Genomic DNA, 18,288 nt, shown 5'->3' on the forward strand with positions numbered 1-18,288 from the left:
GACGGGACGGCGGATCGCACGGACGAGATCCGGACGGTCGGCGCCCCTCGTTGCCGCCTCCGACACCTAGGGCCTGACGATCTCGACCTCCGTGGACACCACCACCGCATCGTTCGCGACCAACCGCGACGCGATGCATGAGCGCCTGCGCGCGCTGGAATCGGTCCTCGACGACGCGCGCGGCGGAGGGGGCGAGCGATACGTCGAACGCCATCACGAACGCGGTAAGCTCCTGGCCCGCGAGCGGGTCGAGCTGCTGCTGGACGAGGACGCACCGTTCCTGGAGCTGCAGCCGTTCATGGCGTGGGGGACCGACTTCCTCGTCGGCGCGAGCGTGGTGACCGGCATCGGGACGATCGAGGGCGTCGAGTGCGCGGTGCTCGCCCACGACCCGACGGTCCGGGGTGGCGCATCGAACCCGTACACGCTGCGGAAGGTCCTCCGGATCGCCGAGATCGCGAGGGAGAACCGGCTGCCGCTGATCAACCTCGTGGAGTCCGGCGGTGCCGACCTGCCCACGCAGCTCGAGATCTTCATCCCCGGCGGCCGGATGTTCCGTGACCTCACGCAGCTGTCGGCGATGGGGATCCCGACCGTCGCGATCGTCTTCGGCAACTCGACCGCTGGTGGCGCCTACGTCCCCGGCATGTGCGACTACACGGTGTTCGTGAAGGGGGCCGCGAAGGTGTTCCTCGGCGGACCGCCGCTGGTGCGGATGGCGACCGGCGAGGAGTCCGGCGACGAGGAGCTCGGAGGGGCCGAGATGCACTCGCGGACCTCGGGCCTCTCGGACTTCCTGGCCGAGGACGAGCGCGACGCGTTGCGCATCGGTCGCGACGTCGTGCGGCACCTGAACCGGCGCAAGCGCGGACCGGGCCGACGAGTGCCCGCGCACGACGTCGCGCCCCCCGCCCGCGATCCCGAAGATCTGCTGGGGATCGTCTCCGCCGACCTCAAGGTGCCGTTCGACACCCGAGAGCTGCTGCGTCACGTCGTCGACGGATCGGTCTACGACGAGTTCAAGCCGGCCTATGGGACGTCGCTGAGCACCGGGTGGGCCGAGATCCACGGATACCCGGTCGGGATCCTCGCGAGCATCCAGGGGGTCTTGTTCTCGGAAGAGGCGCAGAAGGCGGCGCAGTTCATCCAGCTCGCCAACCAGAAGGACGTGCCGCTCGTGTTCGTCCACAACACCACGGGCTTCATGGTCGGCAAGGAATACGAGCAGGGCGGGATTATCAAGCACGGCGCGCAGTTCATCAACGCCGTCAGCAACTCGACCGTGCCGCACCTCGGTGTCGTCGTGGGAGCGTCCTACGGCGCAGCGAACTACGCGATGTCGGGCCGCGCGTACGCGCCGCGCTTCCTCTTCTCGTGGCCCAGCGCGGTGTCGTCGGTGATGGGTCCCGATCAGCTCGCCGGAGTCCTGTCGCTCGTGGCCCGCCAGGCTGCCGAGGCGCGCGGGAAGCCCTTTGACGAGGAGCTGGACGCACGGACCAAGGCCGCCGTCGCCGGCAAGATCACGGCTGAGCAGGTCGCCCTCATGACGTCCGGCCGTGGATACGACGACGGCATCATCGACCCGCGCGACACCCGAACGGTCCTGGGCCTCTGCCTGTCGGCGTGCGACGGTGCACCGATCGCGGGCGCCGACGGCTTCGGGGTGTTTCGCACATGAACGCGCAGACGACCACGATCCGCCGCGTGCTGGTCGCCAACCGCGGCGAGATCGCCGTCCGGATCTTCGCGACCTGCCGTCGGCTGGGGATCGCCACCGTCGCGGTGCACAGCACCGCCGACGCCGATGCGCCCTTCGTACGCGCCGCCGACGCCGCGGTCCTGATCGGCGGTCCGGAGCCGTCGGCCTCGTACCTGCGCGGCGACGCCGTCATCGAGGCCGCCCGGGCCGCCGGCGCCGACGCCGTCCACCCCGGATACGGGTTCCTCTCCGAGAGCGCGGACTTCGCCGCCGCGGTGCTCGATGCCGGCCTGATCTGGATCGGCCCCGCGCCGGAGACCATCGAGGCGATGGGCTCCAAGGTCCGCGCCCGCGAAGCGATGGAGGAGGCCGGGGTGCCGGTCCTTCCCGGGGCCCGACTGGACGACGCCGTCGTCGACGACGAGCTCCGGCGCCAGGCCGCCGCGATCGGCTACCCGCTGCTCGTCAAAGCGTCCGCCGGAGGAGGCGGCCGGGGAATGCGCCGTGTCGAGGACCCCGACGGCCTTTCGTCGGCCGTCGCGTCCGCCCGGCACGAGGCCGGCGCGGCGTTCGGTGACCCGACGGTGTTCCTGGAACGCCTCGTGCTGCGTCCCCGGCACGTCGAGGTACAGATCCTCGGCGACGCGCACGGCACCGTCAGCGTCTTGCCCGAGCGCGACTGCACGATCCAGCGTCGCCACCAGAAGCTGGTCGAGGAATCGCCGGCCCCGAACCTGGACGCCACCGTCCGCGCCGCCATGGCGGACGCCGCCCGCTCCGCTGCCGAGGCGATCTCCTACGTCGGTGCGGGGACCGTCGAGTTCGTCCTGGACCCCAAGGGCGGCGCGTACTTCCTCGAGGTCAACACCCGCCTGCAGGTCGAGCATCCGGTCACCGAGGCCGTGTGCGCTCTGGACCTCGTCGAGCTGCAGCTGCGGATCGCTGAGGGTGAGGCGCTGCCGCCGGAGGCGATCGACCCCAGTCCTGTCGGGCACGCGATCGAAGCCCGCCTCGTCGCCGAGGATCCCGCCGCGGACTGGATGCCCCAGACCGGCCCCGTCCACCGCTTCGCGTTCCCCGACGACGTCCGGGTGGACTCCGGCGTCGAGTCCGGCAGCATGGTCTCGCCGTACTACGACTCGCTGCTCGCCAAGGTCGTCGTCCACGCGCCGACCCGTGAGGCGGCCGCTCGCCGGCTCGCCGACGCGCTACGACGGGCCGACCTCGCTGGGCCGATGACGGCGCGCGACCTGCTCGTCCGCGTGTTGGAGCACCCCCGCTTCCACGCCGTCGACCACGACACCCAGTTCGTCCAGGACGCGATCGGCGAGCTCGCGCGACCCCTGCTGGCCGCCGACGAGCGGCCACGGGCGGCCGCCGCGGCGGCCCTCGCGATCCAGGCAGCCCGGCGGGACGCCGTTCCCGCAGGACGCCTGATCCCCAGTGGTTGGCGCAACGTGCCCGCGCTTCCGCAGCGGTGCAGCTTCGGCGGTGCCTCGGATCCCGTCGACGTCGCCTACCGCCTGGACCGCACCGGTGCGCTCGCGATGCTGCAGGTCGACGGCGTCGACCTCGGCGTCGAGCTCGAGGCCGCGACGGCCGAGCTGGTGGAGTTCCGGGTCGCGGGCGTCCGGCGACGCTACGCGGTGCGGACGGCCGGAGATCGTGTCTGGGTGTCGACCCCGCGGGGGCAGCTCGAGCTACGGGTTCACTCCCGGTTCCCGGACGCCGCCGACGCGGCCCCGGAGGGGTCTTCCACCGCGCCGCTGCCGGGGACGGTCCTCCGGGTGCTCGTCGAGGTCGGTGATCGTGTGGAAGCCGGCCAGGCGGTCGTCGTCGTCGAGGCCATGAAGATGGAGCACGAGATCACGACCGCGACGTCCGGGACGGTCGGCGCGCTCCCGGTAGCCGTCGGCGACCGGGTCGCCGAGGGGGCGGTCCTCATCGTCGTCGACGACTGAAGGGGCCGCCCGGCCGATCCAAGCCGCCCGCCGCCGGCCCGCCCGCGCCCGGCCGCCGGTGAGCGCGTCGTCGGGTCAGGCCGTGGCGGCGACGTCCGTGACGGCGGCGGTGGCGTCTTCGCGGATCAGGTCGGCGGCCTTCTCGGCGATCATGATGACTGGGGCGTTGGTGTTGCCCCGGACGATGCTCGGCATCACGGAGGCGTCGACGACGCGCAGGCCCCGGATGCCGTGGACCCGCAGCCGGGCATCGACGACGGGGCCGATCGCGCAAGTCGAGGTGGGGTGGTAGATCGTCATCGTGTTCGCAGCGACGTAGTCCCAGAGGTCCTCGTCGGAGACGTCGGGTGTGGGGGCGAGGAACGCGCCGGTGATGAAGTCTTTCAGGGCGTCCTGCTGCGAGATCTCCAGTGCGACGCGAGCGCCGGCGAGCATTGTCGCGCGGTCGTCCTCAGTCGTCAGGTAGTTGTGGATGATCCGCGGCTTGGAGTGCGGGTTGGCGGTCCGGAGCGTCACGGCGCCGCGGCTGGTCGGCTTGACGACGCCGGGGCCGAACGCCACGCCGTGCTCGACGGCCGGACCGAGGCCCTCCTGCCAGAACAGCGCCGGGGCACAGTGGAACTGGCAGTCCGGTGCGTCCAGGCCCGCGCGGGTGCGGATGAAGCCACCGGCCTCTGCGATGTTGGAGGTCAGCGGGCCGGTGCCCTCGGTCTGCAGCTGGACGACGTTCTCGGGCGTGAGCGCGGTCATCAGGGACTCGTAGTCCGCTGACCAGTTCATCAGCACCATGCAGTGGTCCTGCAGTCCCTGACCGACCGGCAGGTCCTTCCGGACCTCGATCCCGAACGGCGCGAGGCCCTCGGCGGGGCCGATGCCGGAGAGCATCAGCAGCTGCGGGGACTGGTAGGCGCCTGCGCAGACGAGGACCTCACGGGTGGCATGGACCTCTTCGATCGTGCCCGCGTGGTCGATCTCGACGCCCGACGCGCGGTCGCCGTCGAACACCAGGCGCAACGCCATGGCCTCGGTGATGACGGTCAGGTTCTCGCGGCCCTCCACCGGATGCAGGTAGCGAACGGCGGTGCTCGCGCGCATGCCGTTCTCCTGGGTGGTCTGGAACCGGCCGAAGCCCTCCTGGCGGGCTCCGTTGAAGTCGGGGTTCTTCTCGTGCCCGGCCTGGTTGGCGGCCTCGACGAACGCATCGACGACGGGATTCATCGAGCGGCTCTCCCGCACCGGCAGCGGGCCGCCGGCGCCGTGGTAGAGGTCCTCGCCACGCTCCTGGTCCTCGGAGCGCTTGAAGTACGGGAGGACATCGTCGTAGTTCCAGCCCTCGGCGCCGAGGGCCTCCCACTCGTCGTAGTCGACGCGGTTTCCGCGGATGTAGACCATCGCGTTCATGGACGAGCAGCCACCGAGCACCTTGGCTCGCGGCAGGTACGCCCGTCGGCCGTTGAGGGCGGGCTCCGGCTCGCTGTGGAAGTCCCAGTCCCGGCGGCCCTTGAAGAGCGCGCCGAACGCGGCGGGGATGTGGATCTCCTCGTCGGTGTCGGCGCCACCGGCTTCCAGGAGCGCCACGGTGACCGTGGGGTCCTCGGTGAGACGGGCGGCGAGGACGGCGCCGGCAGAGCCGGCCCCGACGATGACGTAGTCGTACATGTGAATCTCCTACTCGGTGAACGGGCCCGATCGGCCCCGGGATGAGACGGCGGGCACCGCCCGAGCTCGGGTCCGGCGGTGCGGTGGTGCCGCGGGTGCTCAGGCGTTGGTGGTGACCGGGAAGGTCGTGAGCTGGTTGACGAAGATCGCCGTCGCGTAACGCGGCGGCGCGGCGAACTCGAGGTTCGGAAAGCGCTTGAGCGTCTCCTCGAACATGACCCGCAGCTCCAGGCGCGCCAGCGCGGTCCCGAGGCAGAAGTGTCGGCCTCCGGCCCCGAACGCCTGGTGCTCGGGGTTGCGGGTGACGTCGAAGCGGTCGGGGTCGTCGTAGACCGTCTCGTCGCGACCGGTGGACGGGTACCACATCATGATCTTGTCGCCGCTCTTGATCGGCGTGCCACCGAGCTCGGTGTCCTTGGTCGCGGTGCGCCGGAAGTGGGCGAACGCCGGGAACATCCGCAGGCACTCCTCGACCGCGCCGGGGATCAGCGTCGGGTCGTCGATCAGCTTCTGCCGCTCGTCGGGGTTCTCCAGCAGCGCCTTCATGCCGCTGGAGAACGTCGCCTTCGTGGAGTCGTTGCCGGCGGTGACCAGGAGGATGAAGCCCATCACGATGTCCCAGTCGCTGAGCATCTCGCCGTCGATCTCGGCGTGCACGAGGATGCTCATGAGGTCATCAGTCGGCTCGGCTCGGCGCGCGTCGATGAGGATCTGGCAGCGTCCGACGATCTCGGGGATCACCTTGTCGATCACCGACTGCGGGCCCTCCGGGTTCATCTCCGCGTCGTCGCCGCCGACGAGCTGGTTCATCAGTCGCGCCCAGATCGCGTCGTCGGCCGGGTCGATGCCCATGAACGACCCGATCACGCGGGACACGACGGGCTGAGCCAGGTCGGTGACGACGTCGAAGCTCTCGCGCCCCTTCAAGCCGTTCAGAACGCCAAGGGTGATCTCGCGGATCGCGGGCTCGTGCTCCGCGGTCCGCTTCGGCGTGAACCCGCGCTGGAAGAGCGACTTGAGCCGATCGTGCTTGGGCGGATCCATGCCGATGAACATGCCGTTCTGGACCTCGAGCTGGACCCAAGGCATGCCGACCATGCCGCCGAGCTCGGACGAGAACGTCTTCCAGTCGCGGCTGACCTCTCGCACGAGCTCCTGGTTGGTGACCGACCAGAACCCCGGCTCGTCAGGGAACGAGCTCATCCCCTCGGACCAGTGCACCGGGCTGGTGGCCCGCAGCTCGCGAAAGAGGCCGAGCGGCGGGCCTTCCCGCCAGTGCTCGGGGTCGGCGACGCGGACGGCGTCGAGGTTCTGTTCGGTCGTGCTCATGAGGGAGGTCCATGTTCGGCGAAGGACGGGGTACGGACGAACCTCCCACACCGGTTTACAACCTGTCAACCGACAGTGTCATGCGGTATCGTCGAAGACGTGTCGTCTGTCCTGTCGCGCCGGTCCACGAGTCCCGCGGACCAACGCGGCCAGACCCGCGTCAAAATCCTGGACGCCACCGTGCGGCTGCTGGGAGAGGGCCGCGCGTTCGCGGAGCTGACCGTCGGTGAGATCTCCGGGTCGGCCGGCGTCTCCCGGCCGACGTTCTACGCGTACTTCCAGGACAAGCGGGCGCTCATCCTGGCTCTGGGGGGCGGCTTCGAGGTGGATGCACGGACCGCGGCCCAGCCGTGGCTGCGCAACGACACAGACGACCTTCGGTCCACGCTCAGGGGTGTGCTCGATGCCTTCGTGAAGCACAGGGTCACGGTGCGTGCGGTCGTCGAGGCCGCGACCTACGACGCGGATGTCGCGGTCTTCTGGCGCGAGTTCCACGACTGGTTCACCGTCAACACGGTCCATCGGGCGACGTCCTCGGACCCGGACCTCCGGTCCGAGGACGCTGAAGCGCTGGCCTACTCGCTGGTCTGGATGACCGAGCGGTCGTTCACCGAATACCTCTCTGCGCCCCGGGTCTCCGACGTCGCACTCCTGAAGGCGCTCGAGCGGCTCTGGCGGACGGTCGTCCCGGTCGACTAGTCCGGATGATGCGACGCGTCGCGACCGACCGGGGACGCGGTGCTTCGTCGGCCTGGGCGGGTGGGTCAGTGGCCGAAGATCTGGATAGTGGATATTAACCGGTGCAGACGGGCTCGTATGCGTCTGAAGGTTGCGGAGTCCTGATCGGCTGATCGAGCGCCCGTCAGTGCACTTCTCTGGCTTCGTGGATGTCTTTCCTTTTCGGTTAATCTTCGCTAACTTCTGCCCACGGGGTGGCCCGGCCGAGACGCCACATGTGGATCACCCGGACCGCCGGCGGCGGGGCCACGCACGGCACCGCCGTGCGTCCGACGCCCCACCCCGTGGACGGCGAAACGACGTGCGCCGGCCCCCGGCGCAAAGGAGCGATGAGATGGATCTGGACGACTCTCAGGAGCAGGCGGAGTATCGGGCGGAGGTCCGGGCCTGGATCGCGGAGCACCGCTTCGAGGCCCCGCCCGGCACAGGTGACATGGAGGACGCTGCCTACATCGAGGCGCGCAGGACCTGGCAGGGCCAGCTCTCGGACGCCCGTCTGGTCGGCGTGACCTGGCCCGCGGAGTTCGGCGGCCCGGGGAGGGGCCCCGTCGATCAGGTGATCGTCAATCAGGAGCTCGCGGCCGCCGGGGTGCCCGGTGGCATCGACGTGATCGGGCTCGGGCTGATGGGGCCGTGCATCATGGTCAACGGCACCGCGGCGCAGAAGGAGCGGTATCTCGCTCCGATGCTGCACGGGGACGAGATCTGGTGCCAGCTGTTCTCGGAGCCGGCGGCCGGGTCGGACCTCGCCGCGGTGCAGTGCCGCGCACGGAGGGACGACGACGGCACATGGCGACTGACCGGCCAGAAGGTCTGGACGACGAACGCCCAGTTCGCGCGGTTCGGGATGTGCCTGGCCAGGACGGACGGCGACCAGCCCAAGCACAAGGGCTTGACGATGTTCATCGTTCCGATGGACGCCGACGGCGTCACCGTCCGAGGGCTGCGCCAGATCTCCGGCGAGGCGGAGTTCAACGAGGTGTTCCTCGACGAGGTCGCGGTCGGCGGCGACGAGATGGTCGTCGGTGGCGAGGGTGGAGGGTGGGGCGCGGCGCTCACCGTCCTGATGTACGAGCGGATGATGATCGGACTCGGCACCGAGGGCTTCGGCTACAGCCCGGAGCGCTTCGCGGGTGCGGTGGCGGCGAGTCCACGGATGGACCGCGAAAGCGGGCTCCGGACGCGCTTGGCGGACGTGGTCGTGGAGCTGCTCGCGGTGCGGTTCCGCGGACTCGAGTCGCTGTCGCAGCTGGCTGACGGCCGAGTGCCCGGACCCGAGTTCGGGCTGGCGAAGATCACGACCGTCAACGCCGTGATCGCCGCGGGTGACCTGATCGCCGACGTCAACGGACCCGACGCACTCGTCGAGCCCGGCGAATGGGCGTATCTGATCTCGTTCCTGCCGGGCCTCAAATCCGCCGGCGGCGCCGAGCCGATCCTGCGAAACACGGTCGGAGAGCGCGTCATGGGCCTGCCGCCGGAGCCACGGCTGGACAAGAAGATCACGTTCGACGAGCTCGTCGCGCGCCAACGGGAAGGACTCGCAGCATGAACCTGGAACTGACCGACGAGCAGATCGCTCTGCGGGACGCGGCGCGGGGCGTGCTCTCGCGCTTCGACACGGTCGCCGCCGCCCGCGAGGCGCTGGAGACACCGGGGACGCTGCCGGACCTCTGGCCCGCGTCGGTGGACGCGGGCTGGCCCGGGCTGGTCGTCGCCGAACGGCACGGGGGCATCGAGCTGGGCCTCTTCGAGGCGATGCTCGTCGCCGAGGAGCTGGGCAAGGTCCTCGCCTCGGTGCCGTTCATCGGAGTGGTTCCCGCCGCCGCACTGCTGAGCCTCGGGGACCACCCTGCGGCGGCGCCGACCGCCGAGGGTGAGCTCCGGCCGGTGTATGTGCCGGCCTGCCCGCCGTCGCCACGGGTGGACGACGACGTCTGGACCGTCGACGGCATCGACGGTGAGCGGATCGCCGCTCCGGTCGTCCACCGGGACGGCTCGGCGTGGTCGGTCACCGGGACCGTCGGTTGGGTACCCGACGCGCCGGGTGCCGATTTGCTCGTGGTGGTCGCGATCGACGACGGCCGGCCGGTGGCCCTCGTGGTCGACGCAGGTGCGGCGGGCGTCGAGATCGAGAGCGAGACGCGGTACGACGCGACGCGCCGGATGGCGAACATCCACCTCGACGGCGCGGTCGCCACCGCGCTCTCGTGCTCGGAACAGGACATCGCGGGTGCTTGGTACAGCGCCCAGGCCCTGCTGGCCGCCGAGGCCGTCGGCACCGTCGACACCTGCCTGGCGCTGGCGACCGCCTACGCCAAGGAGCGATTCACCTTCGGGCGAGCGATCGGCTCCTACCAGGCGATCAAGCACGAACTCGTCGAGACCCTGCGTCGGCTCCAGAACGCCCGGGCGCTCCTCCTCAACGTCGGATGGGCGGCGGGAGCCGCACCTGACGACGTCTCGATGGCCGCGAGCGCGGCGCGCTACTCGTCGGGGCAGGCGCTGGACTTCGCCGCCCGCAGCCTGATCAACGTCCACGGCGGGATCGGCGCGACCTGGGAGCACGACGCCCCGCTCTACTTCCGGCGGGCGCAGCTGTCGCGGCGACTCGTCGGCGGTGTCGGCGGAGCGGCCGACCGGCTCGCCGACGAGTCCCTCGCCCGGGCGCGCAGGGCGGTCGAGGCGGCGGGCGTCCGATGAGCAGCGATCAGGCCCTCGACGGCCGCACCCTCGCCGGGTTCGTCTCGTCGATCGCCGACGGCCGTCGAGACGACGTGGCGCTGCGTCACAAGCACGACGGTGAATGGCCGGAGATCACCTACGGGGAGCTGGACGACCGGATCCGCGACGTCGCCCGCGGACTCGTGGCCCTCGGTCTCAAGCCGGGGGACCGCGTCTCGATCCTCGCGGAGACCCGACCGGAGTGGACGACGGCGTCCCTCGCGATCACGCTGGCCGGTCTCGTGGTCGTCCCGATCTACCCGACCAACTCGCCGCAGGAATGCGCGTGGGTCCTGGGGGACGCGGGATCGAAGGTCGTGATCGCCGAGAACGGTGCGCAGGCCGCCAAGGTCCACGAGATCCGGGGCGACCTCCCGCATCTCGAGTGCGTCGTGGTGATCGACGGTGACGGCGGGCCCGACGCAGACCTGTCCCTGGACGACGTCGTGACGCGCGGCGAGTCCATCGACCGGGCTACGTTGGAGCAACGAAGCACCGCTACGGGCCCCGACGACGACTACACGATCATCTACACGTCGGGGACCACAGGGCCCCCGAAGGGCTGCGTCCTGTCACAGGGCAACTATCGAGCGATGCTCGAGATCGTGCGGGAGGCCGACCTCATCCAGCCCGAGGACGTCGTCTATCTGTTCCTGCCGTTGGCGCACGCGATGGCACTGCTGATCCAGCTCTCGGCCCTGGACCGCGGCGTCACCGTGGCGTACTTCGGAGGCGACACGACGCAGATCATCCCCGAGCTCTCGGAGGTCAGGCCGACGATGTTGCCGTCGGTTCCGCGGATCTTCGAGAAGATCTACGGCATGGTGACCTCCGCGGTCGACGCGGAGACGTTGAGTAAGGCGGTCGACGTCGGCGGTCGTGTCGAGGACCTGCGGCTCGCGGGGAGCCCGGTCCCGGCGGACCTCCAGAGCGCCTACGACCAGTTCGACGCGACGCTGTTCAGCAACGTCCGCAACGCCTTCGGGGGTCGCGTACGTCGGGCCGTCTCCGGCGCCGCCCCGATCGCCCCGGAGGTCCTCGAGTTCTTCTGGGCGGCCGGGGTGCCCGTGCTCGAGGGCTTCGGCATGACCGAGACGTCGACGGCGGCGACGCTGTCGACGCCGGAGCACCATCGCTTCGGCTCCGTCGGTCGGGCGCTGCCCCGCGTCGACATCCGCATCGCCCAGGACGGCGAGCTGCTGGTCCGGGGACCCAACGTGTTCGGGCGCTACCACGGCAACCCCGAGGCGACCACGGCGACGCTCGTCGACGGCTGGTTGCACACGGGCGACCTTGGACGGATCGACGAGGACGGCTACCTGTACATCGTTGGTCGCAAGAAGGACATCATCATCACCGCCGGGGGCAAGAACATCGCGCCCGCGAATCTCGAGAACGACCTCAAGCGCTCCCCGTGGATCAGCCAGGCGGTGATGTACGGGGACCGCAGGCCGTACCCCGTCATCCTGGTCACGCTCGACGTCGACCGCGTTGCGGCCTGGGCGGCGGAGACGGGCGCGGAGGTCCCGGCGGGCGGCTTGCACGAGGACCCCACGATCCGCGGAGTCGTGCAGCGGGCGGTTGACGAGGCGAACGCCTCGTATGCGCGCGTGGAGCAGGCCAAGAAGTTCGCCATCCTCGGACGGGACCTCTCGCAGGAGACGGGCGAGTTGACCCCGACCTCGAAGGTGAAACGGAACGTGGTCCACGAGAAGTTCGCCGACGTCCTGAACGCGTTGTACGAGACGTGAAAGCGGGGGGCGGCCGGGTCGTGGGGTCCGCCGGTAAAGTCGGTGACGTGCGCGAACGGATGAGCGAGCGGCTGATCCTCGACGCCGCGAAGGACCTGTTCTACGTTCGCGGGTTCACCGCGGTCGGCGTCAACGATCTCGGTGCGGCGGTCGGGATCAGCGGTCCGGCGATCTACCGGCACTTCTCCAGCAAGGCCGAGATCCTCACCACGTTGTTCGACGAGGCGATGGATCGGCTGCTGGAGCTCGCGGGCCCGCCGCTGGACGACCCGCGTGAGAACCTGCTCGCCCTGGCGCGCACGCACGCGGAGTTCGCCCTGCGCGACCGGGCGCTGGTCAGCGTGTACATGCGTGAGGAGCGATCGCTGTCCGACGCGGAGCGCACCCGGCTGCGCCGCCGGCAACGCGCGTTCGTCGACCGGTGGGTTCGCGCCCTGGAGCGCTGCGCACCGGACCGGAGCCCGGACGAGATCGAGGCGTCCGCCCACGCGCTGATCGGGATGCTGCTCTCCGCGGCGCACTGGCCCGCGTCGGTGCGGGGCAACGTGGCGTACGCAGACCTGCTCGTCGATCTCGTCGACGGCGCGGCGACGCGCCTCGCCATCTGAGTCACCTACCGTGTCCCGCTACGGGACTGTCGTAGGCGCGGAGCGGACCCCTGCGGTGCACACCCTCAGCGGGGACCGACTCTGCCCGCCGACATCGCCTCCTCGATGTGGGGGGCGAGTCCGCGGAGCTCGCTGGGGAGGGTTCCGGGCGCGGCCAGCTCGCTGCGGAGCGCGGCCGCATGGTCGGCGAAGCGCCGGTCGGGATAGTCTCCGGCGGTTGCGAAGGTCCGGAGGAACGCCCAGTCACTGGACTGCGCGGCGAGCAGCTCACGCCAGGCGCGAGGTGTGGCCCGGGGACCGGCGTCGACTACCGCGCGCTCCAAGCGCACCGTCTCGTTCGCGAGGGCGGCGACGCGCGGGCCGTTCCAGGTCGAGAGGTCGTGTCCCCGGCCCCAGGTCGTCGTCGTCGCCGCCGCGTCGGGCAGAGCTGACGCGCGAGCGCGCGACTCCGGACCGCCGGCGAGGTCGGCATGGGTGATCTGGAGGCCTTGTGCGACGGCCTCGTCCAGGACCGATTCCAGCCACCAGAGGCCTTCCGCCCACGCATGGCCCAAGAACTCGGTGTCGAACGCGACCGTCGCCAGACCGCCGGTCGCCACTCGCTCGCGAACCGCCCGGACGAACACCGAGGCGTCGCTGCGCGCCCGCTCGCGCGCCCGACGGGGGCACCATGGCCGTCCGTCGTTGCTCCAGGCTCGGAGTCGGTACCGCGTCAGGTGGTGGGAGTCGAGGTAGGGGGCGCCGGCGGGCATGGCGCCGTCCGACCAGACGAGATCCATCAGGGAGCGGTCGAGCGGGAGGAGCACCGTGCCGGCCGTCGTCCGGTACGGCTGGAGGTGGTCGCGGGACCCCCGGCCGAGACGGTCCGTCAGATCGACGCAGGTCGTGCGCACCCCGGCCTCGGCGAGCGCGTCGTCAAGGCCGGGGGAGTACGCGCACTCGGGTAGCCACAGTCCGCCCGCCCAATCCCCCGCACGCCGGCGGTGGCCGTCGACGCCGACGCCGAGTTGCGCCCGGAGGCCCTCGGGGGTCGCGACGAGCGGCAGGATCGCGTGCGTTGCGCTCGAGGTCCAGGTCGCGACCCGGACGAGGTCCCGCGCGAGGTCCCGGATCGCGGCGCCCGACGGGCGGCAGGTCTCCCTGTACCGCCTGCGGAGGACCTCGAGCGCCGCGGCCTCACCGGGCAGACCCTGTCGTCGGAGGTCGTCGATCTCGGCGCCGTACACGAGCTCGCGGGTCGAGTTCAGGAATCGGTCGAACCGCGGCGCGACGCCCCGGGCCGCGAGCTGATCGGCCAGCACGGGCGTCACCGAGACGGTCACGGCCGGGCCGTGCGAATGCCGTTCGAGCAGGTCGAGCAGCGGCCTGTAGGTTGCGGACGCAGCCTCCCACAGCCACTCCTCGCCGAACGGCCAGGTGTCGAACCCCTCGACGTACGGGAGGTGCGTGTGCAGGACGATCGCGAGGGCGCCCGGTCGGCTGACGTCGCAGGCACGGTCGGTCCGTCCCGGCCGACCGGCGGGATCGTCAGGCATGTCGATCCCCCGCCGCGGCCTGAGACGGTCGGTGCTGGTCGCGGAGGCCGTGGTCGACGAGAAGAGTGCCTGCGCGGGACGGGTGCCCGAGGCGCTCATCACTGCATCGAACAGGAAGAAAACACATCGTCGACGGAGAGTAAGTTAATGTCGATTAACACGACGTGTGCGGCGTAGCACACCGATCGAAATATGCCATCTCGACACCCACTCCCGCGCCCGCTTCTCCTGCTCGTTGCGCTCCTGCTGACGGTGGTCGTCGTCGCAATGGTCGTTTCGGGCCGCGACGATCCGTACCGGGTGACGGTGGAGTTCGCCGACGCCGGACAGCTCGTCAAGGGCAACCTCGTCAAGGTCGGGGGCAGCACCGTCGGAACGGTCTCCTCCATCGAGCTCAACGATCGCGGTCAGGCCGCGGTGGAGCTGCAGCTGGAGGACAATCGCGTGCGACCGCTGCACCGGGGGACCCGCGCCGTGCTGCGCAACACCTCGCTGTCGAGCATCGCCAACCGCATCGTGGTCCTCGAACCGGGACCCGACGACGCGGAGCCTCTCGCCGACGGGGGCACGATCGAGGCCGTCGACACGCGCGGCGCGGTTGACGTGGACACCGTGATCAACACGCTTGACACGCGGAGCCGGGCGTACCTCCGGGACGTGGTCCGTGGCGGCGCGACGGCGCTGCGCGGAAACGAGCAGGCGACCAACACCTTCCTCGAGAAGATCAACCCCACGTTGACCCAGACGCGGCGCACCCTCGACGAGATCACCGCCGACGAGCCGGCCCTCCGGCGGCTGATCTCCGCGACCGCCGCCGTCTCGTCCGTCGTGGCCGGTCGGCGTGACGACCTGGGTGCGCTGATCGAGGGCAGCGCCACGACCTTGCGCGCCGTCGCGTCCGAGCGCGACGCACTCGCTCGTACGATTCGCCGCGCTCCGCGGGTCATCAACCGAGCGAACGGGACGTTCGCCGGCGTCCGGCCGCTCCTCCGCCGAGCCGAGCCGCTGCTGCGGTCGCTCCGCCCGGTGTCACCGCGGCTGTCCGGCGTCCTGCGGGAGACCGGCCCGCTCCTCCGCGACGTCCCGCCGCTGCTGGCCGACGCGCGGCGGACCGTCCCGTCGCTCAGGCGCGGCCTCGATGCGCTCCCCGGCCTCGCCCGCTCGGCGGTGCCGGCGGTCCAGCAGACGACCGCCGCCCTCGACGCCGCGGAGGGCATCATCGACGAGGCGCGTCCCTACACCCCGGACGTCATCGGCACGCTGACGTCGTTCTACTCCGGCAAGGCCGCCGGTGGCTACGACGCCAACGGGCACTACACGCGGATCTCGCTGAACGTCAGCAACGACACCATCCCCGAAGAGCTGGTCCCGGCGCCGCTCTCGGACGGCCTCGGGGGACTGGTCGACCTGCTGGGACCGGTGACGGGCACCAACCTGTCGACCCCGCAGGAGCGTGTCCTGCGACGGTGCCCGGGCGGGACCACCCAGACGGCGGCCGACGGTTCCAACCCGTGGCCGGTCGGCCTCGGCGGGACCTGCGACCCCGACGGCGTCCCTCTCGGAGGGGCCGTGTCGCCGACCTCGGAGGAGGCGAAATGACCCCGGGATCGGTCGTGCGCTTGGCGATCGCGTCGCTGCTCGGGGCTGCGGCCGTCTCGGGATGCGGCGGTTCCGCGGCCGATTCCGATTCGTCGGTCGACGCGATCTTCCCGAACGCCAGCGGCGTCGGGAAGGGGCAGGACGTGCGGATCGCCGGCGCCCCGGTGGGTTCGGTGACCGGTGTCCGATTGACGCCCGACCGACGGGCCAGGGTCTCGATGCAGATCGACCCGCAGTTCCTGCCGTTCCGGCGCGACGGCGGGTGCACGATCGAACCGCAGTCGCTGATCGGTGAGAAGTTCGTCAACTGCGACCCCGGCACCCCGGGCGCACGACCGCTCGAGGCCGGGGCGGGCGGCACGCCGACGGTCCCGCTGGCGCGGAACAGCAGCCCGGTTGAGCTCGACCAGGTCGTCGCGATGCTCGGCCAGCCGATCAACGTCCGGTTCCAGCTGCTCCTCAACGAGTTCGGGGCCGGGTTCACCACCCGTGGTGAGGACCTGTCCACGGCGATCCGGCGCGCCGTCCCGACGCTCCAGTACGCCCGGGACACGACACGGATCGTGGGGCGGGACCGCGACGCGCTGAAGCGCCTGCTCGCCGCGACGAACACGGTCGTCGGTGCCCTCGCCGCGAGCCGCAAGGCGCTGGGCGACAGCTTCGAGAACGGTGCGACGACCTTGGCCGTCACGAGTCGCTACCGCACCGAGCTCGATCGGGCCATCCGCCTCCTTCCTCCGACGCTCAGCGCACTCAAGCCCGTCCTGCGATCGCTCCAACGCCTGACGGCGGACGGGACCCCCACCCTCGCCGCGATCCGCCAGGCGACGCCGGCCGTCCGTCGGCTCGCCGGCGACCTGCCGCCCCTCGCGAAGGCGGCGCGTCCCGCCCTTTCGCGCGTGTCGGACGCTTCGGCGGTCGGCGCACCGGTCTTCCGGCGACTCCAGCCGCAGCTCCGGCTCCTCGAGCGCGACGTCGAGTCGCTGGCTCCGGCCACCGACCTCGCCGGGCAGCTGACGCCGAGCCTCCGCGCCAACGCCGTCCCCGAGTCGCTGCTGAAGTTCTTCTACAACGGGAGCCTCGCGATCTCGAGGTTCAACAGCAAGGGCCACATCGTGGGCGCCAACCTCATCGCGCCGCTGTCGTGCCTCCCACTCGCGCTCGCCGGCACCGCGCCGGGCTGCTCGGCGCGATTCGCCGACGACGGCAACGGGCAGACCGAAGCGCGATCCGCGGACACCGGAGCACGCAGATGAGGCGCCGGTCGTCGTTGGCGGGCAGCCCCGTCCTGATCGGCGCGGCGACGGCGCTCATCGCCCTGGTCGCCGTGTTCCTGGCCTACAACGCGAACTCGGGACTGCCGTTCGTCGAGACGTACGACATCACGGCCGAGGTCGCCGACGCGCAGCAGCTGACCACGGGCGTCGACGTCCGGATCGGCGGCAAGCGGGTCGGGCAGGTCAACGGCATCACGGCCCGCAAGAGCCGGACCACGCCCGGCGCGTTCTCCTCGTCGCTCGAGCTGAAGCTCGACCGCGGTCTCGGGCCGATCCCGACCGACTCGACGATCCGGATCCGGCCCAAGAGCGTCATCGGCGCCAAGTTCGTCGAACTGCAGCTCGGACGGAGCCGCAGGACGATCGCCGCCGGCGGCGTCCTCCCCCAGTCCCAGTCGAGCGCCGCGGTCGACGTGCAGGACTTCTTCAACGCCTTCGACGCCGGGCGACGCCGGGCGGTCCGTCGCGTGGTCAAGGAGTTCGCTTCCGCCGCGGCGGGCCGCGGGGCGCAGTTCAACGCCGGCCTCTCGATCCTGCCCACGGCGCTGTTGGACGGTGGGCGCGTGCTCCGGACGCTCGCGGATCCGTCCACGGACCTCGACGGGTTCATCTCCGGCCTGGATCGGGCCTCGGGGGCGTTGTCACCCGTCGCTCCCCGGCTGCGGGCCGCGATCCCCGGTGCCCGCGACACGCTGGGGGCGTTCGCACGGGCGGACGATACCTTCGGGGAGAGCATCGACCGGACCCCCGCGCTGGAGAAGGCGGTCCTCCGGGCCGAGCCGGTGGTCTCCCCGGTCCTGCTGGACGCGGCATCGCTGGCCCGCGAGCTGCGTCCCGGCGTCCGGGCCCTCCCCCGGACGGTGGGCGCGCTGCACGACGCCGTCGAGGTCGGAGTCCCCGTCCTGCGGCGGGCGATCACGCTCGGTCCGCAGCTGCGCGCGACGTTCGCCTCCCTCGACGACCTCGCGAGGCAGGACTCCACCACGGCGACCCTGACCCGTCTGGACCCGATCGGCCAGAACCTGCTGGCGGTGCTGCAGCACGTCGCCCCGCTCGAGATCCGCTGCAACTACCTCGGCCTGTTCGGCCGGAACTCGGCCGACATGCTGGGCGACGGGGACGAGTACGGCAACTGGTTCCGCGCCCCCCTGCAGGTCCTGGGCATCCAGAACTTCAAGAGCCCCGACGTCGCGCCGGACTTCCGGTACCAGGTGTACCCCGACAACGTCCCGGGAGGGTGCGCGATCGGCAACGAGACCTTCCGACGCGGAGGGCTGATCGGTCGCGATCCTGCTCAGGCCCCAGTCCGCAACCCCCGAACGCCCCGGCCGGCCGGCATCCCGGAAGGACCCCGATGAAGGCGCTGAACCGTCTCCGACCGCTCCGCAGGAACCGGCGGCAGTCGGTC

The 18,288-nt window shown here is 71.1% G+C and carries 13 protein-coding genes; 10 read left to right on the forward strand and 3 right to left on the reverse strand.

Annotation, left to right across the window (positions count from 1 at the left end; all coding sequences use genetic code 11):
• The first annotated feature begins 133 nt into the window (after positions 1–133).
• Together PAI11_RS16385 and PAI11_RS16390 are read left to right on the forward strand one after the other, a co-directional pair.
• Entirely contained in the window at positions 134–1,678 is a 1,545-nt protein-coding gene (locus PAI11_RS16385; RefSeq protein ID WP_170320741.1) for an acyl-CoA carboxylase subunit beta, read from the forward strand.
• Positions 1,675–3,660, forward strand: a complete 1,986-nt coding sequence (locus PAI11_RS16390; protein ID WP_007576796.1) for an ATP-binding protein — start codon at positions 1,675–1,677, stop codon at positions 3,658–3,660. The genes PAI11_RS16385 and PAI11_RS16390 overlap by 4 nt, the downstream gene beginning before the upstream one ends.
• Before the next feature lie 75 nt (positions 3,661–3,735).
• On the opposite strand, the gene PAI11_RS16395 is transcribed toward PAI11_RS16390, so the two are convergent.
• Together PAI11_RS16395 and PAI11_RS16400 are read right to left on the reverse strand one after the other, a co-directional pair.
• Entirely contained in the window at positions 3,736–5,319 is a 1,584-nt protein-coding gene (locus tag PAI11_RS16395) for a GMC family oxidoreductase (protein ID WP_007576799.1), read from the reverse strand.
• Between the two features lie 99 nt (positions 5,320–5,418).
• A complete protein-coding gene (locus PAI11_RS16400; RefSeq protein WP_007576801.1) occupies positions 5,419–6,648 on the reverse strand; it encodes a cytochrome P450 in 1,230 nt (409 codons plus the stop codon).
• A gap of 99 nt (positions 6,649–6,747) precedes the next feature.
• On the opposite strand from PAI11_RS16400, the gene PAI11_RS16405 reads away from it, so the two are divergent.
• The 5 genes from PAI11_RS16405 (at position 6,748) to PAI11_RS16425 (ending at position 12,469) form a co-directional block, all read left to right on the forward strand.
• Positions 6,748–7,347 (forward strand): TetR/AcrR family transcriptional regulator, encoded by a 600-nt coding sequence (locus tag PAI11_RS16405; RefSeq protein WP_040600668.1) that lies wholly within the window; start codon positions 6,748–6,750, stop codon positions 7,345–7,347.
• 373 nt (positions 7,348–7,720) lie between these two features.
• Positions 7,721–8,938, forward strand: coding sequence for an acyl-CoA dehydrogenase family protein (locus PAI11_RS16410; RefSeq protein WP_040600670.1), 1,218 nt, complete (start codon positions 7,721–7,723; stop codon positions 8,936–8,938).
• Positions 8,935–10,089 carry an acyl-CoA dehydrogenase family protein gene (locus PAI11_RS16415; RefSeq protein ID WP_007576810.1) on the forward strand — a complete coding sequence of 385 codons (1,155 nt, stop codon included), beginning with the start codon at positions 8,935–8,937 and terminating at the stop codon, positions 10,087–10,089. The genes PAI11_RS16410 and PAI11_RS16415 overlap by 4 nt, the downstream gene beginning before the upstream one ends.
• Entirely contained in the window at positions 10,086–11,861 is a 1,776-nt protein-coding gene (locus PAI11_RS16420; RefSeq protein WP_007576812.1) for an AMP-dependent synthetase/ligase, read from the forward strand. Before PAI11_RS16415 ends, PAI11_RS16420 begins: the two co-directional genes overlap by 4 nt.
• A gap of 59 nt (positions 11,862–11,920) precedes the next feature.
• Entirely contained in the window at positions 11,921–12,469 is a 549-nt protein-coding gene (locus PAI11_RS16425; RefSeq protein WP_007576814.1) for a TetR/AcrR family transcriptional regulator, read from the forward strand.
• Positions 12,470–12,534: 65 nt separating this feature from the next.
• Here the strand turns inward: PAI11_RS16425 and PAI11_RS16430 are convergent, their stop codons facing one another.
• On the reverse strand, positions 12,535–14,103 hold the full coding sequence (locus PAI11_RS16430; RefSeq protein ID WP_040600671.1) for a 1,4-alpha-glucan branching protein domain-containing protein: 1,569 nt from the start codon (positions 14,101–14,103) through the stop codon (positions 12,535–12,537).
• Positions 14,104–14,304: 201 nt separating this feature from the next.
• On the opposite strand from PAI11_RS16430, the gene PAI11_RS16435 reads away from it, so the two are divergent.
• From PAI11_RS16435 to PAI11_RS16445, 3 genes are read left to right on the forward strand one after another with little or no spacing between them, the layout of a single operon-like run.
• On the forward strand, positions 14,305–15,603 hold the full coding sequence (locus PAI11_RS16435; RefSeq protein ID WP_007576818.1) for an MlaD family protein: 1,299 nt from the start codon (positions 14,305–14,307) through the stop codon (positions 15,601–15,603).
• Positions 15,600–16,859, forward strand: a complete 1,260-nt coding sequence (locus PAI11_RS16440) for an MlaD family protein (RefSeq protein ID WP_007576820.1) — start codon at positions 15,600–15,602, stop codon at positions 16,857–16,859. The genes PAI11_RS16435 and PAI11_RS16440 overlap by 4 nt, the downstream gene beginning before the upstream one ends.
• Positions 16,856–18,238: an MlaD family protein gene (locus PAI11_RS16445; RefSeq protein ID WP_040600673.1), complete on the forward strand. Its 1,383-nt coding sequence runs from the start codon at positions 16,856–16,858 to the stop codon at positions 18,236–18,238. The genes PAI11_RS16440 and PAI11_RS16445 overlap by 4 nt, the downstream gene beginning before the upstream one ends.
• Positions 18,239–18,288 lie beyond the last annotated feature (50 nt).

This window comes from Patulibacter medicamentivorans, from assembly GCF_000240225.1.
GTDB lineage: Bacteria > Actinomycetota > Thermoleophilia > Solirubrobacterales > Solirubrobacteraceae > Patulibacter > Patulibacter medicamentivorans.

Coding starts and splice junctions, on each gene's coding strand:
- PAI11_RS16390 (WP_007576796.1), top strand. CDS start 1,675: ATGAACGCGCAGACGACCACGATCCGCCGCGTGCTGGTCGCCAACCGC.
- PAI11_RS16430 (WP_040600671.1), bottom strand. CDS start 14,103: ATGAGCGCCTCGGGCACCCGTCCCGCGCAGGCACTCTTCTCGTCGACC.
- PAI11_RS16410 (WP_040600670.1), top strand. CDS start 7,721: ATGGATCTGGACGACTCTCAGGAGCAGGCGGAGTATCGGGCGGAGGTC.
- PAI11_RS16425 (WP_007576814.1), top strand. CDS start 11,921: ATGAGCGAGCGGCTGATCCTCGACGCCGCGAAGGACCTGTTCTACGTT.
- PAI11_RS16400 (WP_007576801.1), bottom strand. CDS start 6,648: ATGAGCACGACCGAACAGAACCTCGACGCCGTCCGCGTCGCCGACCCC.
- PAI11_RS16420 (WP_007576812.1), top strand. CDS start 10,086: ATGAGCAGCGATCAGGCCCTCGACGGCCGCACCCTCGCCGGGTTCGTC.
- PAI11_RS16445 (WP_040600673.1), top strand. CDS start 16,856: ATGAGGCGCCGGTCGTCGTTGGCGGGCAGCCCCGTCCTGATCGGCGCG.
- PAI11_RS16395 (WP_007576799.1), bottom strand. CDS start 5,319: ATGTACGACTACGTCATCGTCGGGGCCGGCTCTGCCGGCGCCGTCCTC.
- PAI11_RS16385 (WP_170320741.1), top strand. CDS start 134: ATGCATGAGCGCCTGCGCGCGCTGGAATCGGTCCTCGACGACGCGCGC.
- PAI11_RS16415 (WP_007576810.1), top strand. CDS start 8,935: ATGAACCTGGAACTGACCGACGAGCAGATCGCTCTGCGGGACGCGGCG.
- PAI11_RS16440 (WP_007576820.1), top strand. CDS start 15,600: ATGACCCCGGGATCGGTCGTGCGCTTGGCGATCGCGTCGCTGCTCGGG.